The sequence below is a fragment of the Salinisphaera sp. C84B14 genome, from assembly GCF_040361435.1.
GTDB lineage: Bacteria > Pseudomonadota > Gammaproteobacteria > Nevskiales > Salinisphaeraceae > Salinisphaera.
On the sequence record NZ_APNL01000005.1, the window covers coordinates 209,970 to 230,951 of the forward strand.

The window sequence follows — 20,982 nt, forward strand, 5'->3', positions numbered from 1 at the left end:
CGGCTGGCTGTCGCCTGCGTCGCCACGTCCTGATAGGTCTGTTTTGAACCGAAAAATTCTCTGGATCGCTTTATTGTTCGTCATCGGGGGCTTCGCTTTGGCGGCCTACACGCTGTACTCCCCCGGCAACGTGCGTTTCACCCCCACCGAAGGCGAGGTCCGCGATTATCTGGTCGCGACCCAGGTCGAGATCACGCCCGACGAGGATTCCCGCCAACAGCGCACGTACGAAACCGCAAGCCGGGGCGTGATGCGCTATCACGTGGACGATGCCGGCGAAACGATCAAGTTGCGTGTCGTGCCTGAACTGCTCGCGATCACGCGCGATAACGACACGTTGTTCGCCAGCAACGATACCGGCAGCCGCGCAACACAACCGATCGCCGACCTATTGCGCGACGGCTTCAAGCTCACCCTCGACGCGGACGGTAAAAGCCTCATCGAACTGGTCAATAAGGACAAGCTCGACGCCCTGGGCGCCGACATGCCCGACCTGACCGGCGATGCGTTCCAGACCCAGGTCATCGATCCGATGATCGCTCAGTCGTTGCCCGCCCGGGAAGGCGCCGAAGTCAGCCTGGACACGTATCGCGGCATGCAAAACGTGAGCGTGAAAGTCGTGCGTGTAGACGACGACTCGCTATCGCTGCAGATCACCGGCTCGGCCGACACACTGGACGAGGGCAACCCGATCGCCGGCCAGCTGTCGGGCCTGGGCCTGGACGCGCGTATTTCCGATGTGCGCCTGCAGGCACGCGTGCGCGTGGATCGCAGCAGCGGCTGGATGGAGGCGATGGCCGCGGTATCGGACATGCGTATACAGGTCCGAGACCGCACGGCCAACGTGCGCAGCCTGAGCTATGCGCTTCATCGCGATGACCTGGCGACGGGCGGCTACGGTGACGGCCTGTCGGGCCTGTTCGACAATCTGCCGGTCGCCGAGGATCGCGAATACCCGATCCCGCAATCGCCGGCGGACACCCACCCCGAGCCGCAGACGCCACCGACCGATCTAGAGCTCGCCTCGCGCAATCCGGCATTCATTGCCCAGGATCGTCGACTGACCCTTGCGCTGGACATGGACTCGTTCGACGACATCCCGTTCAGTTCGCTCGAGCTCACCGATATCACCCTCTACGACGACCAGGATCAGCGGCTCGATATTCCGCTGGTATTCGACACCATCGATTACGACTACGAGTCCACTACCAACAGCGACGGCCCGGCCCTGCTGTTCAAACTCGTCAGCCTGGGCTGGGATGACCCCGACCTCGATCGTGTCGCCCGTGTCGAAGCGCAGTTCGCCTACACACGGCCCGATGCCGGTGAGCCCCAGCAGCTCGAACTCGGCGACGAACCCAGCCAGCTGGGCGCCGGCGATATTCGTGTGACCGCGCGGCCGGTGCCGGATGAAGACAACAGCTGGTGGGTCGACTTGTATACGGACAGCAGCGCCTACTACTGGCTGGATGGCTCGACAGCCCAGCCGGGCCTGCAGGCGACGACGCTGGCCAAGCCGCAGGGCAGCTGGCTGACCACTCCCGAGGAAGTGGCCCTGGCACGCGTCGACCAGCCGATGGCATGGCGACAACATCTTAAGGTGCAGGCCGATCACACGCCGGCCGAACTGGCGCTGCGCCATACCCGTACCGATGCCGACAAGAAGGCCTACACCGTCTCGTTCAAGGACTATGCCGCCCGCTATAGCAATCGCGATCTGGCCCCGCCGCAGAAAAAGACGATCACCGCGGCCGCGCGCACGCATATGCCCGCCGAAGGCCCGATCGCGCTCGACGATATCCAGACCACGGATGCCGACAAGAACCGCCTGCGCATGGTGCTGCCCGAAGGCCTCGTCGGCGCCTGCGAACTGAGCGCCGACGCACCGGCCCAGGCCGGCCATGAACTGGTCTGGCAACGCCGGCCGGCGCCGAAGCGCTACTACGGCCGCCAGGAAAATGCCGACACGCCCGGTGAGCAAACCTGGGAACTGGCCACCGATGACGGCATCCGCACCTACTTCTACGGCATCGAGGTCGAGACCACCCTGGCCTGTACGGGCACGCCGCGCTGGCAGCGCACCTCGATCGACTCGGACAAACCCTGGCTTATCGATCTGAAAGCCGTGACCGGGCGCATGCCCGACCCGGACCAATCGGCAGCCGCGTTTTTCGACAGCGTTCGCATTGTCGATGCCGATGGCAACGCCCTGCGGCCGATGCGCAAGGACGCCGCGCCCGACCAGCGTCTGGCCGACTGGCCCGAGGAAGCCGCCGAGCACAGCCTGGGCGATTACATGTACGACGACGGCATCATCCGGCTCTGGGGCTCGGCCGATCAGGTACTCGCGCTGAAACTGGACGGCGAGCCGAACGAACGCCGCTGGAACGACAAGCTCGAGGCGCTGCCATGAGGCCGCTCACACACCGCGTACTGGCGCTGGCATTGCTGCTCGCGCCGGCCGCCGCTTTCGCCCAGAGCATCTTCTGGCTCGACGACGATTTCGACCCGGTACCCAAGGCCCAGGCCATCTACAAGGCCACCGTGGCCGACAAGCGCGATGGCCCCGGCTGGCTGACCGAAGTGCGCACGCTCGATGGCGATCAGCTGCGTTATCGCAGCTATCTGTCCGACCCGGACATGAACGCCGACGACAGCTACTGGATCGGCTATTACGAAAGCCACGACCCGGAAACGGGCACGCTGCAACAGGTGGGCACCCACGACAGCGACGGCCGCTTCAACGGTCTCATCGTCGGCTTTACCGACGACGGCAAGCTGGGCTTCGAAAAACCGGTCAAACATGGCGTGGTGGACGGCGAGGTGCGCTGCTACAACCGCGCTACCGGCCTGCTGCGCTGTCGTACGCCGTATGTCGACGGCAAGATCGAAGGCATCAAGCAAACCTATTCCGCCGGCTCGCTCTATCTTCTCGAACAGTACAAGGACGACGAGCGCAACGGCTGGGCCGAACGGTACAGTATCGACGGCGCCCATCTCACACGCCGCAGCCACTATCGCGACGATAAACTCGACGGCGAGCAACGCCACTGGAACGACGAAGGCCGTCTTGTCCGACTGTGGCGCTACGCTGACGGTCAGCGCGACGGCGAGCAACGCAGCTGGTTCAACAACGGCCAGCTCAAGAGCGTCGAACACTATCGCGACGGCCAGTACGTCGGCGAAAATCGATGGTACGACCAGAAAGGCCGGCCCGCGCGTTCGCGAACCTACGCCGACGACGGCAGTGGCGAGCTCATCGCCTCGAGGAGCTACAACGGCGGTATGCCCAGCGTCGTCATGCACCACGTCGAGCGCGACGGCGAAACGCTCAAGATCACGCGCTGGCACGACAAGAACGGCTATGTGATCTCGAAGCGTATCGAAAACCCCGACACCGGCTATCGCGAGAATATTTCGTTCTTCACCAATGGCCGGGTCCGCCGGCACAAAGTCGAACGAAACGGCCAACCGGTCGGCAAGCAGTACAAGGCCAACGGCTCGAAAGCCGGTCGCTACACCATCGAACGCTACGACGACAACGGCAAGCGCCACGGCAAACAGCAAAGCTATCGCGATTTCGAGCTGTACGCGTATTCAAGCTTTCGCCATGGCACCCAGGTGGGCGATGCGGTGGAATACGGCTACAGCGGCCAGCGCACCGAAAGCCACTACGACGACCAGGGCGAACGCCACGGCACCGTGACAAAAACCGACGCCGATGGCGAACTGCTCTCACGCGCGCATTACCGCCATGGCGTTCAGGTCGGCGACTACGTCGAATATCGCGGCTACGACCGCCGTTTGATCGCGCGCGGCCAGTACGAAAACGGCAAGCGCAACGGGCCGTGGCTGATGCACGAAAACAGTCAGGTCTGGAAAGGCCGCTATCGCAACGGTGTTCGGGTCGGACGCTGGGTGGCCATCACCGAGCAGGGCTATGCCGTCTCGGCCGGGTATTTCGACGACCAGGGTCGCCGCGATGGAACCTGGTACGGCTTCGCCGACAACGGCCGCATGACGGGGCTGGAAACGTACAGCCACGGCACGCGAGATGGGCGCAGCGCAAGCTACGGCGACGACGGGTCGCTGATCTACGAGCAGTACTATCGCGACGGCAAGTACGTGGACGCACCGGACGCGCAAAGCTGAACGCAAGGCCTGCCCGCGTCGTTTCTCGAACGATGCGGGCAGGCCATAGCGTCGAGCGGCCGCGCTGCCATAGAGCGGGCTGAAATCGGGTGCTTCGCGCAGGGTGAAGTTGCGCATTTGATGAGCGACGTCGTTGAACGACACACGCGCATCGACCGTCGTTTGGCCAACCTCGGTCTTGTGGCCGAGCTGGGCCCGCGTGGTATCGAAGAATTCGATATCCAGCGACAGCGCCGATGTGCCGGTACGGCCCGTGTCCTGATGCCGCAAAAAAACCGGTGGTTTCGCGCGCCGACCACCGCCGGCCGAAATCCAGGCTGTACGGGCGAGGGCCGTAGCTGGAAGCCCCAATGGTGCCCATCGGCGTCTTGGTATCGCCGGTCTGACCGGTCAGCGCGGACGGCGCATAGTGCAGCGGCGGCTCCATCCAGTTCGCGCCACCGCTGGTAATGCCGATACCGTCGATACGAACCGCGTTGCGATAACCTGCGCTGCCTCGATACTGCATCTGGCCGCTGATACCCCCGTTATCGAGCAGAGCGCCATTGGTACGTCGCGCGGGTCGCGGCCGTATCGGCAGTTGCATGCGGCAAATCGCCGCAGCGCAGCTGCGCACAGGGTGTCGGTGTGTCGCACCGGTATTGGCGTCGCGCACGCTGCTATGCTGTCAGCCGCTACGTTCGAGACGCTATTCACATGTCCCTCGTCGTCGATATCGTCATCAACACCTGGCTGTTGTTTCTCAAGGCAGCCCCCTGGTTATTGCTCGGTCTGGTAATCGCCGCCTGCATCCGCGCCTTCGTGCCGCAGGCACGCATCGCCGGCTGGCTGGGCGGGCGCGGTGCCTGGCCAACGATCAAGGCCGCGCTCATCGGCGCGCCGCTGCCGCTATGTTCCTGCAGCGTGATCCCGGTGGCGGTGGGCCTGCATCGCAGCGGCGCGTCGCGGGCATCGACCACGTCGTTTCTGATCGCCACGCCGGAAACCGGCGCCGACTCGGTGGGTGCGTCCTATGCCCTGCTCGGGCCGTTTTTCACCGTGGTACGACCCGTCGCGGCAATCGCCAGCGCAATCATCACTGGCCTGGCCTCCCATCTGATGCCGACCTCGGGCCGCAGCGGCGCGGCCGCAGCCGCAGCCGCTGGCTGCTGTGCCAGCTCGAACATAGACAGCGAGTGCTGTGCCTCAAAACCGGCGCAGACGTCGGCCGTCGGCGATTGCTGCAGCACGGCCGCGCCCGCCACGCATCGCTCGGCCGGCGCGGCGGCGGCGACGCGACCAGCCGACCCCTCAACGGGCGCCGGCTGCTGCGGCTCGCGTGAGACGTCGCCGGGCGTTGGCGCACGTCTGGCCGAGGGCATTCACTACGCCATCACCCGGATTCTCGACGAATTCGGGCTGTGGCTACTGATCGGGCTGGTGGTGGCCGGGGTCACGCTCACCGTGGTGCCGCCACAAACCCTGTCCACCTACGGCAGTGGCTTTCCGGCCATGCTCATCATGCTGGCGATCAGCGTGCCGCTGTATGTCTGTGCCACCCAGTCCACGCCGATCGCCACCGCCCTGCTCGCGGCCGGCATGTCGCCGGGGGCCGTACTGGTCTTTCTGCTCGCCGGGCCCGCGACCAACCTGGCCACGATCGGCGCCGTGCGACAGGAGTTCGGCACCGCCTTTGCCGGCTTCTATGTCGGCTGCATGGGCGCCTGTGCACTGGCGTTCGGGCTCGCTACCGATGCCGCGGTCACCGCCCTCGGTATCGATCTGGTCACCGGCGTCGATGCCGAGCATGCGCTTACCCCGTTATGGCTGTCGTTGCCGGCCGTCATCGTGCTGGTCATGATCTCGATCAGGCCGCTGCGCGCGCCGCTGCTGCAACGGCTCCAGCAGGCATGAGCCGTCGCCGCGAACACGGGCGTCTGAGTCGCCGGGTGCTGCTCGTGCTGGCCTGTGTCTTCGCGCCCGGGTTGCACGCCGCGACGCCCTATGTATTCAGTTACGTTTTCGATAACGCGTCGCAACAAACGCCGGCACCGCGCGGCGGCACCACACGCGGCGCGCCGGTCGAACTCGACACGCGCGTGCCCGCGGCTTATGACGCCATCCAGGCGCCGGATATCGAAGCGCGCGAGCGCGATGCCCGCGCTATTCGTGCGCTGGCCGGTGACTATCGCGCGACATTCGAATTCATCGAAACCGCGGCGCTTGCGCCCGGCATAGAACGCGACGCCCGACCCTATCGCTCCTGGGCCACCGAGCGCGTATTCGTAATCGCCGATACGCCCACCGAAATCGAGCTGCAGCACATCATGGTGATGCGTTTCATCGACGATGCGGGTGAGATCAGCGCGCCCATGGTGATGAAACACTGGCGCCAACGCTGGCAGTGGCAGCCGGCCACGATCTGGCGCTACGACGGCGATCGCCTCTGGCACAAGCAGAAGCTATCCGATCGCGAGGCGGCCGGGCGCTGGAAGCAGACGGTCTATCAGGTCGACGACTCGTTGCGCTACGAAGCACTCGGGCGCTGGCACTACGAGGACGGCGTGGCGAGCTGGCACAGCGAACGCTTCGGCCGCCCCCTGCCACGCCGCGAGTCCAGCGTGCGCGACGATTACGATGTGCTCGAGGGTCGCCACCGCATCACCCACACCCCGCACGGCTGGCTGCAAGAACAAACAGCCCGCAAGATCGCCCATGCCGACGGCGATGCCACGGCACTGGCGCAGGAAATCGGGCTGGTGCGCTACCAGCGTATCGTGAATACCGATTTCCAGCCGGCCGCCGACTATTGGGCCGAAACCGCCCCGTTCTGGGCCGCGGTACGACGCTACTGGGATCACGCCCTGGCCCAGCATGACCACCTCGAAATCTGCGCGAGCGTCGACGGCACGCCGCTGTTCGCACGGCTGTTCGACGCAGCAGACAAGGCCGATAGCGACGACTCCGACGCGCTTGCCAGTCAGGTCGAATCCTTGATGGCTCCCTATATCGATTTGCGGTGATTGCGTCGAATCGCGTATGCCACTCGCCGGGCTCGGCATCGCCCGAAGCCTGGCCTACGTCGCTGTCGATTCAATAATCGGCTATGCGATCCGCGGCCTGTAAGACCTTGCGGCGCGAATTGCGACGGCTGACATTCAGCCGGTAAACGAAGGCCAGGATGAACAGCAGGGTCAGCATCAGCACGATGGTCGGCGCGGTGGCGCTATCGATGAAAAAACTCACATAGGCCCCGCCCAGCATCGACAGCAGACAGACGGCCACGGAAACGATCAGCATCCGCCCGAAACTGCGCACGGTGAGAAAGGCAATCGCACCGGGTGTGATCACCAGCCCCACGGCCAGAATCAGCCCCACCGACGTCAGCGTGGCAACGATGGTCAACGACAGGCATACCAGCAGGCCGTAGTGCAGCAGCGTGGTATTCAACCCCGACGCCTTGGCCTGGGCCGGGTCGAAGGCATGCAGCACCAGGTCTTTCCACTTGAGCAGCAACAGCACGGATACGCCCGCGCCGATCACCCCTGCCGTAATCAGATCGCCGCGGCCGATACCGAGCATGTTGCCGAACAGCACATGGCTGAGATGCTCGTTGGTGGGCACCCAGGCATACATGACGATGCCCACGGCGAACATGCCGGAGAACACCACGCCCAGCACCGTGTCCTGCTTGACCCGGCTGTTCTGCGACAGATAGCCGGTCGCCAGCACGCAGGCCATGCCGGCCACGAAGGCGCCCACGATCAACGGCGCGCCCAGAATCCAGGCCAGCACCACGCCGGGCAGCGTGGCATGGCTGGTGCCGTCGCCCATCAACGCCCAGCCCTTGAGCACGAGAAAGCAGGACAGCAGCGCGGTCGGCGGCGCCACGCATAGCGCGATCCAGAACGCGTTGCGCATGAACGAGAATTCGAACGGCAACAGCAGGGTATCGACGCTCATGCCGAGCGCCCTGGTTGCACGCCGTCTTCATGGGCCGCGGCGCGATGCGCGCCGAGCGCGCGTGCGGCCTTGCGACGGCTGGCGAGTAGCCCGTGCTTGGGCGCAAACACAAAGGCGGCCAGAAACACCAGCGTCTGTAGGGTGACGATGATCCCGCCGGTGGCGCCGTCGAGAAAATAACTGATATAGGCACCGATAAAGCTGGTGAGCGTGCCGATGAGCACCGACAGCGCAATCAGGCGCGGAAAGCGATCCGACAGCAGATAGGCGGTGGCCCCGGGGGTGACCACCATGGCAATCACCAGAAAAGCGCCCACGGTAATCATCGCCGCGACGATCGCGGCCGACAACAGCGCGAAGAACAGCAGCTTGAGCAGGTCGGGTCGCAGACCGATGGAGCGGGCATGGTTTTCGTCGAAGAACGTCACCATCAGGTCTTTCCACTTCATCAACAGCACCGCCAGCGACACGAAGCCGATGATGGCCAGCTGCAACGTATCCTCGGGCGTGATCGCCAGAATATTGCCCATGACGATGGTCTGAATGCTCACCGCCAACGGGTTGAGCGACACCATAAACAGGCCCAGCCCGAAAAACGACGTAAAGATGATGCCGATGATCACGTCGATCTTGAGGCCCGAGCGTTCGCTGAGAAACAGCATCGCGCCCGCGGCCAGCCCGCCGGCAATGAACGCGCCCACCGAAAACGGCAGGCCGAGCATGAAGGCGCCGGCCACGCCGGGCACCACCGAATGGCTCAACGCATCGCCGATCAGCGACCAGCCCTTGAGCATGAGATAGGCCGATAGAAACGCGCACACGCCGCCCACCAGCGCCGATACCCACATGGCGTTGAGCATGTAGCTATAGGTAAACGGCTCGATGAGCGTATCGATCATGCGTCGCGTTCGCGCGGTTCGCGGGTCAGCGGCGCCTGGCGATGGCTGTCGTGCGCGCCCGGATCGCCGTAGTGCACGAAGGGACGCTCGTCGTCGGTGATGATGGACACCTCGCGCGGGTCGTCGTCATCGTGCAAGGTCGCGCCGCCAAGGCTGAAATGACGCAGCACGCCGCCGAAGGCGCGCTCCAGGTTGGCGCGGGTAAAGGTGGTATCGGTCGGCCCGTAGGCGAGCACGGTCTGCTTGACCAGTACGCTCTGATCGCAGAACTCCGGCACGCTGCCCAGATTATGGGTGGATACAAGCATCACCCGGCCTTCGTCGCGCAGTTCGCGCAGCAATTTGACGATGCGCTCTTCGGTGCCGACATCCACCCCGGTGAACGGTTCGTCGAGCAGAATGATCTGGCCGTCCTGGGCGAGCGAGCGGGCCAGAAACACGCGCTTGCGCTGACCACCGGACAGCTCGCCGATCTGGCGCTGCCGGAAATCGGCCATGCCGACGCGATCCAGCGCGCCCGCGACCGCCTCGCGATCGGCCCGCTTGGGCCGGCGCAAAAAACCCATATGGCCGTAGCGGCCCATCATCACCACGTCTTCGACAAGCACCGGAAAGCTCCAGTCCACGTCCTCGGACTGCGGCACGTAGGCGACCATATTGCTGGCCAATGCCTGCTTGACCGTGTGCCCGAGCAGACGAATATCGCCCTCGGCCACCGGCACGAAGCCCATGATCGCCTTGAAAAGGGTGGACTTGCCGGCGCCGTTCACGCCGACCAGCGCCGCGATCGAACCGCGCGGCGTGGTAAAGCTCGCGTCGTAAAGCGCGGTATGGCCGTTGCGATAGGTCACGGTCACATGGCGGGCCACGATGCCGTCGTGCGTACTGTCTCGCGGGGCGGCTCGGCCCGAGTTCGCGGCAGACTCAGCCATGGTGCATGCCGTTAGAGAGGTGCGAACGCCGATCATGGCTCATTGGCCACGACCGTGCAGACCGTCGGCAATGGTTTGTGCGTCCACGCGCAGCAGGTCGAGATAGGTGGGCACCGGCCCGTCGGCCTTGGACAGGGAGTCGACATACAGCACGCCGCCGTAGTGCGCACCCGTGTCGCGAGCCACCTGACGCGCCGGCGAGGTATTGACCGTGCTTTCACAGAACACGGCCGGGATATCGTGTTGCCTGACCGCGTCGACCACCTTGCGCACTTGCTGCGGCGTGCCCGTACGCTCGGCGTTTATCGGCCACAGATAAAGCTCCTTCATGCCGAAGTCGCGGGCCAGATAGCTGAACGCGCCTTCGCAGCTGACCAGCCAGCGCTGCGACTCCGGAATACGCCCGATACGCTCGCGCAGTGGTTCGATGGTGTCGCGGATCTGTTTTTTGTAGACCGCAGCGTTGTCGCGATAGGCCTGGGCATGATCGGGATCCTGCGCGATAAGCGCGTCGCGGATGTTGTCGACATAGACTTCGGCGCCTTCGAGCCCCATCCAGGCATGCGGGTTCGGCATGCCTTCATAGTCGCCGGCCGCGATGGCAATCGGGCGCACGCCGTCGCTGAGGGTGGCCGAAGGCACATCGCCCAGATGATTCAGAAACTGCTCGAACCAGCGTTCCAGATTGAAGCCGTTGTAGAGAATCAGATCCGCATCGCTGGCACGTACGATGTCTTGCGGTGTGGGCGAATAATCGTGGATTTCAGCGCCCGGCCGGGTAATCGACACCACCTGCGCATGCTCGCCGGCCACGTTACGTGCCATATCCGCAAGGATGGTGAACGTGGTGGCCACCTTGAAGCGGGCCTCGTCACTGGCGAAAGTGGGCGCTGAAACCGCCCAGCAGCCCACGGCCAGGAGAGCCGTCATCCAGCGTCGAATTCCCATGCGTATCTCCGGCACGAATTGAAAACGAAACCAAGACGCTGTCAAACCCGCATGACACTTGGCCCTAAAGTTTAGCCGATGCTAATTTTTCGCGCCAAGGCTGTCAATTGCGTTTGAAGGCCCGCTGGATCGAACACCGAACAGTCAAGGAACACCCATGCCCAGCCACCGTTCACAGGCTACGCCGAAATCGTCGATGCACCCGGCCAGGCGCATGAGGCGCTGGTCAGGCCGCGCGCTGGCTCCCACCCTGCTCCTCGGCGCTGGCATAGCCGCCGCCGGCCCCTCCCAGACCGAATCCACGTACGACGCCGACGTAAGCGGGGCGCCGGATATCGCCACCCGCGATACGCTGCTCGGCGATATGGGCGGGCTGCGTCCCGCTGCCGAAGCCCGTGGGCTGAGCTTCGATGCGGTGGTCATCGGCGATTATTCGATCGTACTCGACGGCGGCGCAGAGCCACGCGCAACCGCGGCACGCTATCTGATCGAGGCCGGCATCGAGCTGGATACCGAGGCCGCCTTTGGCTGGCCGGGCGGCACGCTGCGTGCGTCCTACCTGGGCTTTCACGGCGACAACGGCAACCTCGACAGCGGCGATATCCAGGTCTATTCCAACATCGACGAAACGCCGCTGGATGCGTTCTATTCGCTCTGGTATCGCCAGAACCTGTTCGACGAGCGCCTGGCCATCAAGATCGGCAAGATGGATGCCAACGAAGACTTCGCCTATGTCGACAACGGCGATCAGTTCCTGAATTCCTCGCCCGGGTTTTCGCCCACAATCCTGGCGTTTCCCTCCTACCCCGATCCGGCCACCGGCATCGCGTTGTTCGCGGAGCTACCAGCCGGCGTCTATGCCCGTGCCGGCGTCTATGACGGCTCCAGCCTCAACGGCCGACGTACCGGCACCCGCGGGCCGGACAATTTTCTGGGCGACGACAGCGACCGCTTCAGCGTTGGCGAAGTCGGCCTCGAGTACCGGCTTGCCGAGCTGGACGGCCGGCTGGGATTCGGCTACTGGCGGCACGACGGCGACTTCCCTCGTTTCGACGGCGCCGTAAACGACAGCGGCGACGGAATCTATCTGGTCTGGGACCAATCGCTCTACGACGATCCGGCCTCGCCGCTGGCAGTCGACGGCTTTGCCCAATATGGCCGGGCCGACGAACAGGTGAGCGAATTGGCTTCGCATATCGGCGCCGGGGTTCAGGTCACCGGCCTGATCGCCGACCGTCCCGACGATCTCACCGGTTTGATGGTCAGCCGGGTGGATTTCTCCGACGCGCCGGGTGCCGGCTTCACCCAGGACCACGAAACCGCGCTCGAAGTCTTCCACGCCGTTCAGGTCACGCCCTGGATGGCGCTCAAGCCGGACTTCCAGTACATCGTCAACCCCGGCGGCATGGGACTGGACGACGCCAGGGTCGCGACCCTGCGCGGCGAGATCGCTTTCTAGCCACGGCCGGCCCGATATGACGGCACGCGTTTGACGTAGAAGCCCGGGCGGCCTAAAACGTTCGCCATGAAATTCGGCGTCATCGGCGACATACACGGCTTCTGGGACGAACGCGATACCGCGTTCTTCAATGCCAGCGACTACGACATGCTGTTGTTCGTGGGCGACTTCGCGCGCGTGGTCAACAGTCTTCCCGTGGCGCGCCAGCTCGCCGCCCTGACCAAGCCGGCCTGGGCCATTCCGGGCAATCACGACGGCGTAGGCCTGTGGCAGCTGCTTGCCGAGGTCAAGAACCGGCCCCTGGCGGCGCGGCTGGGCGCGCGCGGTATGCACAAACGCGTACGTCGGCTCGACGAGGCCCTGGGCGGCATCCGTCTGGGCGGCTATACCCTGGCCGAACTCGATCGCGACCTGGGCCTGCTTGTCGCCCGTCCACATGCCATGGGGCCCAACCGTTTCTATTATCGCCACTATCTGAAATCGGCTTTCGGTGTCACCGATTTCCAGGCCAGCGCGGACAAGCTATGCGCGCTCGTCGACGCCGCCCCCGAAAACCTCATCGTGCTGGCCCACAATGGCCCGGCCGGTCTTGGCGATACGCCGGGTGCGCCCTTCGGCTGTGATTTCGATCCCGAATACGGTGACTTCGGCGATCCGGACCTGCGTGCGGCCATCGACCATGCCCACGAAACCGGTCGCCGCGTGCGCACAGTGCTGGCCGGCCATATGCACCACCGCAGCAAGCATACCGGCGCCTGGCGCGATACCTGGGCCCACGACGGTCAGACGCTGTATCTGAATGCCGCATGCGTGCCGCGTATCGAGCGCGAAGGCGGTCGACGCCATCATATTTCACTGGTGGTAGAGGCCGATCGGGTACAAGCCGAAACCGTATTCGTCGACGGTGAAGGCCGTGATGTCAGCCGTCGATCGCTAGGCGCGCCGCCACTGTCCGAGCGGTGATCGCCAGCGGACCGACCCTGCCAAGGCCAGAAACGAAACCGGGCGCCGTGCACGGCGCCCGCACTATCATGGTCTACGGTCAGTCGAACCGGTAAGCCACACCGACGGTGAAGTTACGTGGCGCACCATAGAAATACTGGTCGTAGAAGCCGACCTGTGTGGTATAGGTCTCATCGAACAGATTGTTCACTTTCGCCTGGACGCTGACCTCGGGGCTGAGCTGATAGCGCGCCAGTAGATCGACCAGCACATAGCTGTCCTGCGAAACATCGACCGTAGCGCCCGAGGCATTGGTCGCATCGGTCGTGGCTTCACTCTGCCAGGCTACGCCGCCGCCCACGGTCAGCCCCTGCAAGGCCCCGGCCAGATCGTAGGTGGTGAACAAATCGAACGTTTGCTTCGACCGGCTGGTATTCAGGCGTTCGCCGTCCGGGCCTTCGGTATACGCGTAGGTATAGCCGGCATAGAGCTGCCAGCGGTCGGTGAGCGCGCCGTTGGCTTCGAGTTCGTAGCCGCGGGTGCGGGTACCGTCGACGCCGCGATACGCCCGCAGCGCGGTGCCGGCGACCACGCCGTCCTGTTCGGCAACGTTGTCTTGGCGAATCTCGAATACTGCCGCCGAGGCGTTGAGACGATCGCCGAACAGCGTGGCTTTGACGCCGCCCTCATAGTTGCTGCCGATCACCGGATCGAGCACCTGGCCGCTCTGGGAGAGTTCGGATTGCGGCTGGAATATCTCGGTGTAATTCGCATACAGCGAATAATCGTCGGTCAACACATAAAGCAACCCGGCATAGGGCGTGAATTCGCCGTTGTGCTCGAAATCGTTCGTGGTACCGAAATTGAACTGATCGGTGCTGTAATTCGTCACCCGTGCGCCCAACAACAGATCCAGTCGATCGCTGGCTTCCAGAAACGACGCCACGAAGGCACTGGTCTGTCGCGTTTCGCCGCGCGAGGTATAGCCGTCGACCGGAGTATCCAGATATTCCGGGTTCGGGTAATCGAACCCCGGATCCCGAAAATCGCCAAGCGGCGGGTTGGCGCCGCTGTAGGGCGGGCCCAGCGGCGGTGCCGGTGCGTAATACGGGTTGCTAAAATCCTGATCGCGATGCTGGGCGCCGAAGATGACTTCGTGGCTGCGTTCGAACGCCTCGAAGCGGCCGTTGAGCTTGAGATCGAAGGTATGCTGCGTACGGTTGCCGTCGATGCGATAGAAACTGCCCGGCGTCATGCCGCTATTGGTGATCGGATCGGGGTTGCCGACCGGAAACAACACCCGCTGATCGAGGGCGCCGTCGTTGTAGAGATAGTGTCCCGTCAAGCTCCAGTCCGGATTAAAGCGATGGGTCACGTCGGCGAACACGTTGGTGATCTCGGTCTGGTGCGTGGCCCAGTCGGGGGCCGTGTTCGTCGAGCGCTCGTAGTTGGTCCGGCTATCGTCGGAAAAGAACAGCGGCAGGCCGCCGCTCATCGAGGCATCGGCCTCCTTGCGCTGATGCACCGAGCCGAGCGACCACACCGTACGGCTGCCAATATCACCTTCGAGCACACCGTAGAAGGTGTTGTTGGTGTTGCCGTAGCGGTCGATGAACGAGTCTTGATCGTCATAGGCGTAGACGGCGCGCCCACGCAGCGATCCGGCCGCATTCAGCGGTCCCGTCACATCAACCACCGCGCGTTTCTTACTCCAGCTGCCGGTCGACAAGCGTAGCTCGCCTGCAAAATCGCGCCTCGGACGCTTGCGCACGAGATTGAGCGCGGCCGACGGTGTACCGGCGCCCTGCATCAGACCATTCGCGCCGCGCACCACTTCAATACGATCGTAGATCGCGGTATCGAGCGCCTTGTCGCCATAGGAAAAACGGTTGTCGTAGGTCACCGGCACGCCGTCGTAGATGATCGTGTTCACCGGCAGGCCACGCGACTGGATCTGGAACCGATTCGCGTCCGAGTTGCTGACGGTGATACCGGTGACACGGCCCACGGCGTCGATCACGCTTTCCAGATTCTCGTCTTGCATGCGTTGCTGGGTAAGCGTGGTGACCGACTGCGGCGTCTTTTCGAACGGCAGATTCATGCCGGTGGCCGTGTCCTGAGATGTCGCCCTATAGCCGACGTTTTCTCCGGACGCATCGATGGCAATAGCGTCATCGCTGACTTCTAGCGTTTCGAGCGTGACGGTTTCGGCGGCATCAGCGGTTTCGGTATCGCTTTGCGCATAGCTGACCCCACCGCTGGCGATAGCCACGGACAATACGAGATGCGCCGGCGTATACCGTGCGCGCAGATCCCTCAATAGCATTCAAATCCCCCGGATAGGCCGGCCTCTCCCAAGGCCGGCAGCGTTGAACCGATGCATCGACACAAGTCGTCGCATCGGGCAGAGCTCCGGGAATATAAATGATAATTATTCGCATTCAAATAATTGACGGCATTTCTTTCCGCAAGCGGTGCATTACGCGACGTGTGCGGGCCGGCCGAACCGTCAGTTGCGCGTGCTGGCGCCCGCCTCGCGCGCGATCAGCCAGCACAGCGGCACCGTCATCGCCAGCATCAGCAGGCCCACGCCGGCATAGCTCGGCCCGAAACCCAGCAGGCGGCCGAGCTCCAGACCGGCGGCCGGGCCGAGCGCGCCGCCGAAATCGCTCGACCACTGATACACCGACAACGCCCGGCCGTGCAGATGCGCAGGCGCGACATCGCCGAGCAGCGTCAGCAAGGGAATGGTCAGCCCGCCCGAGCCGACGCCGATCACCATCAGCGCCGCGGCCGCGGTAAGCGATGTACCGGCCAGGCCGAGGCCCACGAAACCGATGGCCACCAGGGCCATGGCCGGCAGCAGCAATCGCGTGCGCGATGCCGAGCGATCGAGTATGCGCCCCGCGGCCAGCGACGCACCCGCCCGAGCGGTCATGAGCACCGCCATCAGCAGGCCGGCACTGCCTTCCGGGCCCAGCCCGAATACGAACAGCCCGCGCTGATCCACCACCACCGCGATGGTGGCCAGCAGCACGCCGGATACGGCAAAGAACAACAGCGCGTTCGCGCCCCATATGATGCGCAGCGTCTTCACGCTTAGAAGCGCACGCCACTGTTCGCGCGTGCTTTCGCTGACCGTGCTGGGCCGTTTTTCCCCCGCCTGTGGCGCCGGCGTGGGTGGCAGCAAGAACAGCGTCAACGTGGCGGCAGCCACGCTCAGCGCGGTGGCGGTTAAAAACGCGGCGTTGGCCGAGGCCGCATCGGCGATCAGTCCGCCGATGACGAGCCCCGCGGGCAGCCCCAGGCTGATGGCCGTACGCACACGCGCGGTCATGCCACCTCGGCTGGCACGTGGCGCGATGGCCATCACCGCCGCCAGGGTGCCCACCAGCAGCAGCGAGGAACCGATACCCCAGATGACGCGCCCGGCAAGAAACCACAGGCCCGGCGAATCGGCCACGAGCCCCACGGAGAAGGCCAGCGTACCGGCGGCCTCGATGGCCAGGCCCACCGCTACGGGCCAGCGTGCGCCAAAGCGATCGAGCAGACTGCCGGTGACCGGATTGAAACCCAAGCGGGTGATGCGGTTGGCCGACAGGATCAGCCCGATCATGAACCCGGAAATACCCAGATCCATACCGATCACCGGGAGAATCGGAAACACAACGCCGCCGCCCACGCCGCCCAGAAAGGCGATGCCGGCAATCCCCCAGCCGGTCGCCGGGCTTTGTTTGGTTTGTACCGGCGCGCTGAAAATCAGCGGCTGGCCCCCGATACGGCTTCGGCAGTCTGTTTTTCAGCCGCATCCGCAACCCGGCCGTAGCGCGCGGCGACCAGAGCGCACACAATCAGCTGCAGCTGATGGAACAGCATCAGCGGCAGCACGGCACTGCCCAAGGCGCTGCCCGCGAACAGCACCTTGGCGATGGGAATACCGCTGGCCAGGGATTTCTTGGAACCACAGAACAGCAGCACGATTTCATCCTCGCGGGAGAAAAAGCGCCGGCCGACCGCGAAGGTCAGGCCCATCACGATCGCCAGCAGCACGGCACATACCACCGCGATGACCGCCAGCGCCGACAACGGCGTGCGCTGCCAGAGCCCTTCCACCACCGACGCACTGAAAGCGCCGTAGACCACCAGCACGATCGAGCCCTGATCGACGAACTTGACCAGCCTGGGGTGTGCGGCCACCCAGCCGCCGATCCAGCGCCGCGCGATCTGGCCGACAACGAACGGCAGCAGAATCTTGACCAGAATATCGACCACGGCGTTGAGCGAACCACCGCCGCTGATCGACTCGCTGCTGATCAGCAACCCGGCCAGCAACGGCGTGATGAAAACGCCCAGCAGGTTGGACAGGCTGGCACTGCACACGGCCCCGGGAATATTGCCGCGGGCCACCGAGGTAAACGCGATCGACGACTGTACCGTCGACGGCAGCAGACACAGAAACAGCACCCCTGCGAGCAGTTCCGGCGTGAGCCAGCCCGCCAGCAGGGGCTGCGACACCAGACCGATCAACGGAAACAGCGCGAACGTGGCCAGCAGCACCGCAACATGCAGTCGCCAGTTCGTCGCACCTGCGTAGATGGCATCGCGCGAGAGCTTTGCCCCGTGCAGGAAGAACAGCAGCGCGATGGCGGCGTTGGTGAGATAGTCGTAATAGATCGCCGCGGTGCCGTGGATCGGCAGAAAACTCGCGAGCGCGATGGCGCACAGCAGCGCAACGATGAATCGATCCGGCAGGATCCGCTTGAGCCAGCTTAATTTCTGCATAGCGCAATTATACCGGCCGCGCCCTGGCCTGTTCACGCTTCACGCCCGACGGCCCGAAACCGCGCCGGCCGAAGCCATACCGCGCCTGGCGTGCGTGCGGATCGTGGCAGAATGATGCGATGCCCGAGTTGCCCGAAGTCGAAACCACGCGCGCGGGGATCGAACCGCATGTGCGCGGCCAGCGCGTGCGTACAGTCGTCGTGCGCCAACCCCAGCTGCGCTGGCCGGTGTCCGAGGCGCTGGCGCGGGAACTGCCGGGCCAGCGCATCCGCACCGTCCATCGGCGCGCGAAATATCTGTTGTTCGAAGCCGAGACCGGGCATGTCTGCCTGCACCTGGGCATGTCCGGGCGGCTGCGTATCGTGCCCGCCGATACGCCTGTGGCCACGCACGATCATGTCGATATCGTGCTCGACAACGACTGGACGGTGCGCTTCAACGACGCCCGGCGCTTCGGTTCGATATTCTGGCTCGACGAGCCGCCGCAGACGTTCTCGCTGCTGGCCCATCTGGGCCCGGAACCGCTGGGCGATGCGTTCGACGGCGACTGGCTCTATGCCCGATCACGCGCACGCCGCGCGCCGGTGAAGACGTTCATCATGGACAGCGCGACCGTGGTCGGCGTGGGCAATATCTATGCCTGCGAAGCACTACACGCCGCCCGTATTCATCCCCGCCGGCCGGCGGGGCGCATTGGCAGGACGCGTTACCATGCCCTCGCAGCGGCCATACGGCAGGTATTGGCCGATGCCATCGTGGCCGGGGGCACGACATTACGCGACTATATCGGCGTGGACGGGGATACCGGGTATTTTCAGCTGCGCCTGGCCGCCTATGGCAAGGCCGGGCAGCCCTGCCCGCGCGGCTGTGGGCCGATCCGTCGTGAAGTGATCGGCCAGCGCAGCACCTTCTTCTGCCCGGTCTGCCAGAAATGAACGCGCTGTTCGGGCGCACCGCTTTCTACTGCCTGGATTGAGTCCATGCGCTATATCGCTTTAATCGCCTTCATTGTCGCCACCGTGGGGTTCGGTTATCTCACCCTCGGCATGCCGCGTTATTTCGGGCTGTTCTTTCTGATCAGCGTGGCCTTTCTGGGCATGGGGCTGCACGACTTCTTCCAGCGCGAACATGCGCTGCTGCGCAACTATCCCCTGCTGGCGCATTTCCGCTGGATGATCGAAGCGATTCGTCCCGAGATCCGCCAGTACCTGCTGGAGTCGGATACCGAGGCCGCGCCCTTTTCGCGTGAGCACCGCTCGCAGGTGTACCAGCGCGCCAAGAACGTCAACGACGCCGACCCGTTCGGCACCGAACACAACGTCTATGCCGAAGGCCACGAATGGCTGGTGCATTCGATCGCGGCCAAGACGCCGAGCGAGACACCGCCGCGGGTGCGTATCGGCGGCCCGCAGTGCAGCCAGCCTTATGAAGCCTCTACGCTCAATATTTCGGCGATGAGCTTCGGCTCGCTGTCGGCGAACGCGATCCGCGCGCTCAACCTGGGCGCGGCAAAGGGCGGCTTTGCCCACGATACCGGCGAGGGCTCGGTCAGCCGCCATCACAAGGAATTCGGCGGCGACCTGATCTGGGAGATCGGCAGCGGTTATTTCGGCTGCCGGCGCGCGGACGGCGGCTTCGACCGCGATCAGTACGTACAGGTCGCCAACGATGACCAGGTCAAGATGATCGAGATCAAGCTCAGCCAGGGTGCCAAACCCGGCCATGGCGGCGTACTGCCCGGCTCCAAGGTCACCCCCGAGATCGCCGAGGCACGCGGTATCGACGTGGGGCAGACCTGTGTTTCGCCGCCGTCGCATTCGGCATTTTCCACGCCGATCGAACTGATGGAGTTCATTGCCGATCTGCGCGAGGGTGCGAACGGCAAGCCGGTGGGCTTCAAGCTCTGCGTGGGCCACGGCTGGCAGTTCATGTCCATCGCCAAGGCCATGCTCAAGACCGGCATCACCCCGGATTTCATCGTCGTCGACGGCGCCGAGGGCGGCACCGGCGCGGCCCCGCTGGAGCTGGCCGACCATGTCGGCACGCCGCTGCGTGAGGGCCTGGTGTGGGTACACAACACGCTCGTCGGCGCAGGGCTGCGCGATCGTATCCGTATCGGCGCCTCGGGCAAGATCACCTCCGGCTTCAAGATGGCCGCGAACATGGCCCTGGGCGCGGACTGGTGCAACTCGGCGCGCGGCTTCATGTTCGCGGTAGGCTGCGTGCAGTCGGAATCCTGTCATACCGACCGCTGCCCCACCGGCGTAGCCACCCAGAACAAGTGGCGCCAGCGCGCGGTGGTGGTGCCCGACAAGGGCGAACGCGTCTACAACTTCCATCGGCGTACGGTCGCGGCCATGCAGGAAGTCGTCGCCACGGTCGGCCTCGACCATCCGGGCCAGCTGCGCCCGGAACATCTGTGCCGGCGTACTACCGACTCGGAAATCCATACCGCCGACCAGGTCTACCGGTTCCTGGAAACCGGCGAGCTGCTCACCCGCCAGGGCGACGGCCGCTACGAGCAGGCCTGGCGCAAGGCACAGGCGCATAGTTTCCTGCCCGCGATCTAGGGCGTGTCGTCATAAGATATGACGTCGCATTGCCCGCGCCGGGCGTGTCAGGCAAGGCGCGGGCCGCCGAGCGTGGCCCGCCACGGTCAAGGTCCGCAACGCCCAGTGGCGCGTCCGGCGCGGGCAACCCCCAACGAATAACGATCGGTCGACGGCCAAGCCCCGGCAATCCTGCGTTATCGCTCGCTTACGTGGAACAACCACGCGACGCTCGCGATGCCTTGTCTTGCCGCGGCTTGGCCGCCGATGCGCCGCCATATCTTATGACGACACGCCCTAGGCACCGCGCCCCGAGGACCCGCGAACGATACGGATACGCGCAGCGCCGACGCATGCGCTACGCTCGGTCATACCGT

At 64.5% G+C, this 20,982-nt stretch carries 15 protein-coding genes; 8 read left to right on the forward strand and 7 right to left on the reverse strand.

The annotated features are described in order from the left end of the window. The first annotated feature begins 43 nt into the window (after positions 1-43). The 4 genes from C84B14_RS06295 to C84B14_RS06310 all read left to right on the forward strand — a co-directional run bounded on the left by C84B14_RS06295 (position 44) and on the right by C84B14_RS06310 (position 7,154). Complete coding sequence (locus tag C84B14_RS06295; RefSeq protein WP_353222661.1) at positions 44-2,413, forward strand: hypothetical protein; 2,370 nt, start codon at positions 44-46, stop codon at positions 2,411-2,413. Next, on the forward strand, positions 2,410-4,152 hold the full coding sequence (locus C84B14_RS06300) for a toxin-antitoxin system YwqK family antitoxin (protein WP_353222663.1): 1,743 nt from the start codon (positions 2,410-2,412) through the stop codon (positions 4,150-4,152). The genes C84B14_RS06295 and C84B14_RS06300 overlap by 4 nt, the downstream gene beginning before the upstream one ends. Positions 4,153-4,848: 696 nt before the next feature. Further along, on the forward strand, positions 4,849-6,045 hold the full coding sequence (locus C84B14_RS06305; protein ID WP_353222665.1) for an SO_0444 family Cu/Zn efflux transporter: 1,197 nt from the start codon (positions 4,849-4,851) through the stop codon (positions 6,043-6,045). Continuing rightward, positions 6,042-7,154 carry a DUF6607 family protein gene (locus C84B14_RS06310; protein WP_353222667.1) on the forward strand — a complete coding sequence of 371 codons (1,113 nt, stop codon included), beginning with the start codon at positions 6,042-6,044 and terminating at the stop codon, positions 7,152-7,154. Before C84B14_RS06305 ends, C84B14_RS06310 begins: the two co-directional genes overlap by 4 nt. A gap of 70 nt (positions 7,155-7,224) precedes the next feature. Here the strand turns inward: C84B14_RS06310 and C84B14_RS06315 are convergent, their stop codons facing one another. Genes C84B14_RS06315 through C84B14_RS06330 form a run of 4 tightly spaced genes read right to left on the reverse strand, consistent with a single transcriptional unit; the run spans position 7,225 to position 10,873 of the window. Next, positions 7,225-8,094, reverse strand: coding sequence for a metal ABC transporter permease (locus tag C84B14_RS06315; protein ID WP_353222669.1), 870 nt, complete (start codon positions 8,092-8,094; stop codon positions 7,225-7,227). Beyond that, entirely contained in the window at positions 8,091-8,993 is a 903-nt protein-coding gene (locus C84B14_RS06320; RefSeq protein WP_353222671.1) for a metal ABC transporter permease, read from the reverse strand. The genes C84B14_RS06315 and C84B14_RS06320 overlap by 4 nt, the downstream gene beginning before the upstream one ends. Then, on the reverse strand, positions 8,990-9,925 hold the full coding sequence (locus C84B14_RS06325; RefSeq protein WP_353222673.1) for a manganese/iron ABC transporter ATP-binding protein: 936 nt from the start codon (positions 9,923-9,925) through the stop codon (positions 8,990-8,992). Before C84B14_RS06325 ends, C84B14_RS06320 begins: the two co-directional genes overlap by 4 nt. A 39-nt stretch (positions 9,926-9,964) precedes the next feature. Then, positions 9,965-10,873 (reverse strand): metal ABC transporter substrate-binding protein, encoded by a 909-nt coding sequence (locus C84B14_RS06330; protein ID WP_353222675.1) that lies wholly within the window; start codon positions 10,871-10,873, stop codon positions 9,965-9,967. Positions 10,874-11,087: 214 nt separating this feature from the next. Between C84B14_RS06330 and C84B14_RS06335 the strand changes: the two genes are divergently transcribed. Then, the gene (locus C84B14_RS06335; RefSeq protein WP_353222677.1) at positions 11,088-12,332 is read left to right on the forward strand and encodes a carbohydrate porin; all 1,245 of its coding nucleotides are present in this window, start codon (positions 11,088-11,090) and stop codon (positions 12,330-12,332) included. A 66-nt stretch (positions 12,333-12,398) separates the two neighbouring features. After that, positions 12,399-13,295, forward strand: a complete 897-nt coding sequence (locus tag C84B14_RS06340; RefSeq protein WP_353222679.1) for a metallophosphoesterase — start codon at positions 12,399-12,401, stop codon at positions 13,293-13,295. Between the two features lie 79 nt (positions 13,296-13,374). On the opposite strand, the gene C84B14_RS06345 is transcribed toward C84B14_RS06340, so the two are convergent. The 3 genes from C84B14_RS06345 to C84B14_RS06355 all read right to left on the reverse strand — a co-directional run bounded on the left by C84B14_RS06345 (position 13,375) and on the right by C84B14_RS06355 (position 18,056). Further along, complete coding sequence (locus tag C84B14_RS06345) at positions 13,375-15,600, reverse strand: TonB-dependent siderophore receptor (RefSeq protein ID WP_353222681.1); 2,226 nt, start codon at positions 15,598-15,600, stop codon at positions 13,375-13,377. A 183-nt stretch (positions 15,601-15,783) separates the two neighbouring features. Next, a complete protein-coding gene (locus C84B14_RS06350; RefSeq protein ID WP_353222709.1) occupies positions 15,784-17,052 on the reverse strand; it encodes an MFS transporter in 1,269 nt (422 codons plus the stop codon). Then, complete coding sequence (locus C84B14_RS06355; RefSeq protein WP_353222683.1) at positions 17,034-18,056, reverse strand: bile acid:sodium symporter family protein; 1,023 nt, start codon at positions 18,054-18,056, stop codon at positions 17,034-17,036. Before C84B14_RS06355 ends, C84B14_RS06350 begins: the two co-directional genes overlap by 19 nt. A 119-nt stretch (positions 18,057-18,175) precedes the next feature. On the opposite strand from C84B14_RS06355, the gene mutM reads away from it, so the two are divergent. Together mutM and C84B14_RS06365 are read left to right on the forward strand one after the other, a co-directional pair. Next, positions 18,176-18,991 carry a bifunctional DNA-formamidopyrimidine glycosylase/DNA-(apurinic or apyrimidinic site) lyase gene (mutM, locus tag C84B14_RS06360; RefSeq protein WP_353222685.1) on the forward strand — a complete coding sequence of 272 codons (816 nt, stop codon included), beginning with the start codon at positions 18,176-18,178 and terminating at the stop codon, positions 18,989-18,991. 45 nt (positions 18,992-19,036) lie between these two features. Next, complete coding sequence (locus tag C84B14_RS06365) at positions 19,037-20,626, forward strand: FMN-binding glutamate synthase family protein (protein WP_348765901.1); 1,590 nt, start codon at positions 19,037-19,039, stop codon at positions 20,624-20,626. Positions 20,627-20,982: the final 356 nt, after the last annotated feature.

Excerpts from the sequence above, each read along its gene's own strand:
- C84B14_RS06345 (WP_353222681.1), bottom strand. The coding sequence starts at position 15,600 with ATGCTATTGAGGGATCTGCGCGCACGGTATACGCCGGCGCATCTCGTA.
- C84B14_RS06325 (WP_353222673.1), bottom strand. The coding sequence starts at position 9,925 with ATGGCTGAGTCTGCCGCGAACTCGGGCCGAGCCGCCCCGCGAGACAGT.
- C84B14_RS06305 (WP_353222665.1), top strand. The coding sequence starts at position 4,849 with ATGTCCCTCGTCGTCGATATCGTCATCAACACCTGGCTGTTGTTTCTC.
- C84B14_RS06300 (WP_353222663.1), top strand. The coding sequence starts at position 2,410 with ATGAGGCCGCTCACACACCGCGTACTGGCGCTGGCATTGCTGCTCGCG.
- C84B14_RS06320 (WP_353222671.1), bottom strand. The coding sequence starts at position 8,993 with ATGATCGATACGCTCATCGAGCCGTTTACCTATAGCTACATGCTCAAC.
- C84B14_RS06340 (WP_353222679.1), top strand. The coding sequence starts at position 12,399 with ATGAAATTCGGCGTCATCGGCGACATACACGGCTTCTGGGACGAACGC.
- C84B14_RS06355 (WP_353222683.1), bottom strand. The coding sequence starts at position 18,056 with ATGCAGAAATTAAGCTGGCTCAAGCGGATCCTGCCGGATCGATTCATC.
- C84B14_RS06310 (WP_353222667.1), top strand. The coding sequence starts at position 6,042 with ATGAGCCGTCGCCGCGAACACGGGCGTCTGAGTCGCCGGGTGCTGCTC.
- mutM (WP_353222685.1), top strand. The coding sequence starts at position 18,176 with ATGCCCGAGTTGCCCGAAGTCGAAACCACGCGCGCGGGGATCGAACCG.
- C84B14_RS06365 (WP_348765901.1), top strand. The coding sequence starts at position 19,037 with ATGCGCTATATCGCTTTAATCGCCTTCATTGTCGCCACCGTGGGGTTC.
- C84B14_RS06330 (WP_353222675.1), bottom strand. The coding sequence starts at position 10,873 with ATGGGAATTCGACGCTGGATGACGGCTCTCCTGGCCGTGGGCTGCTGG.
- C84B14_RS06315 (WP_353222669.1), bottom strand. The coding sequence starts at position 8,094 with ATGAGCGTCGATACCCTGCTGTTGCCGTTCGAATTCTCGTTCATGCGC.
- C84B14_RS06335 (WP_353222677.1), top strand. The coding sequence starts at position 11,088 with ATGAGGCGCTGGTCAGGCCGCGCGCTGGCTCCCACCCTGCTCCTCGGC.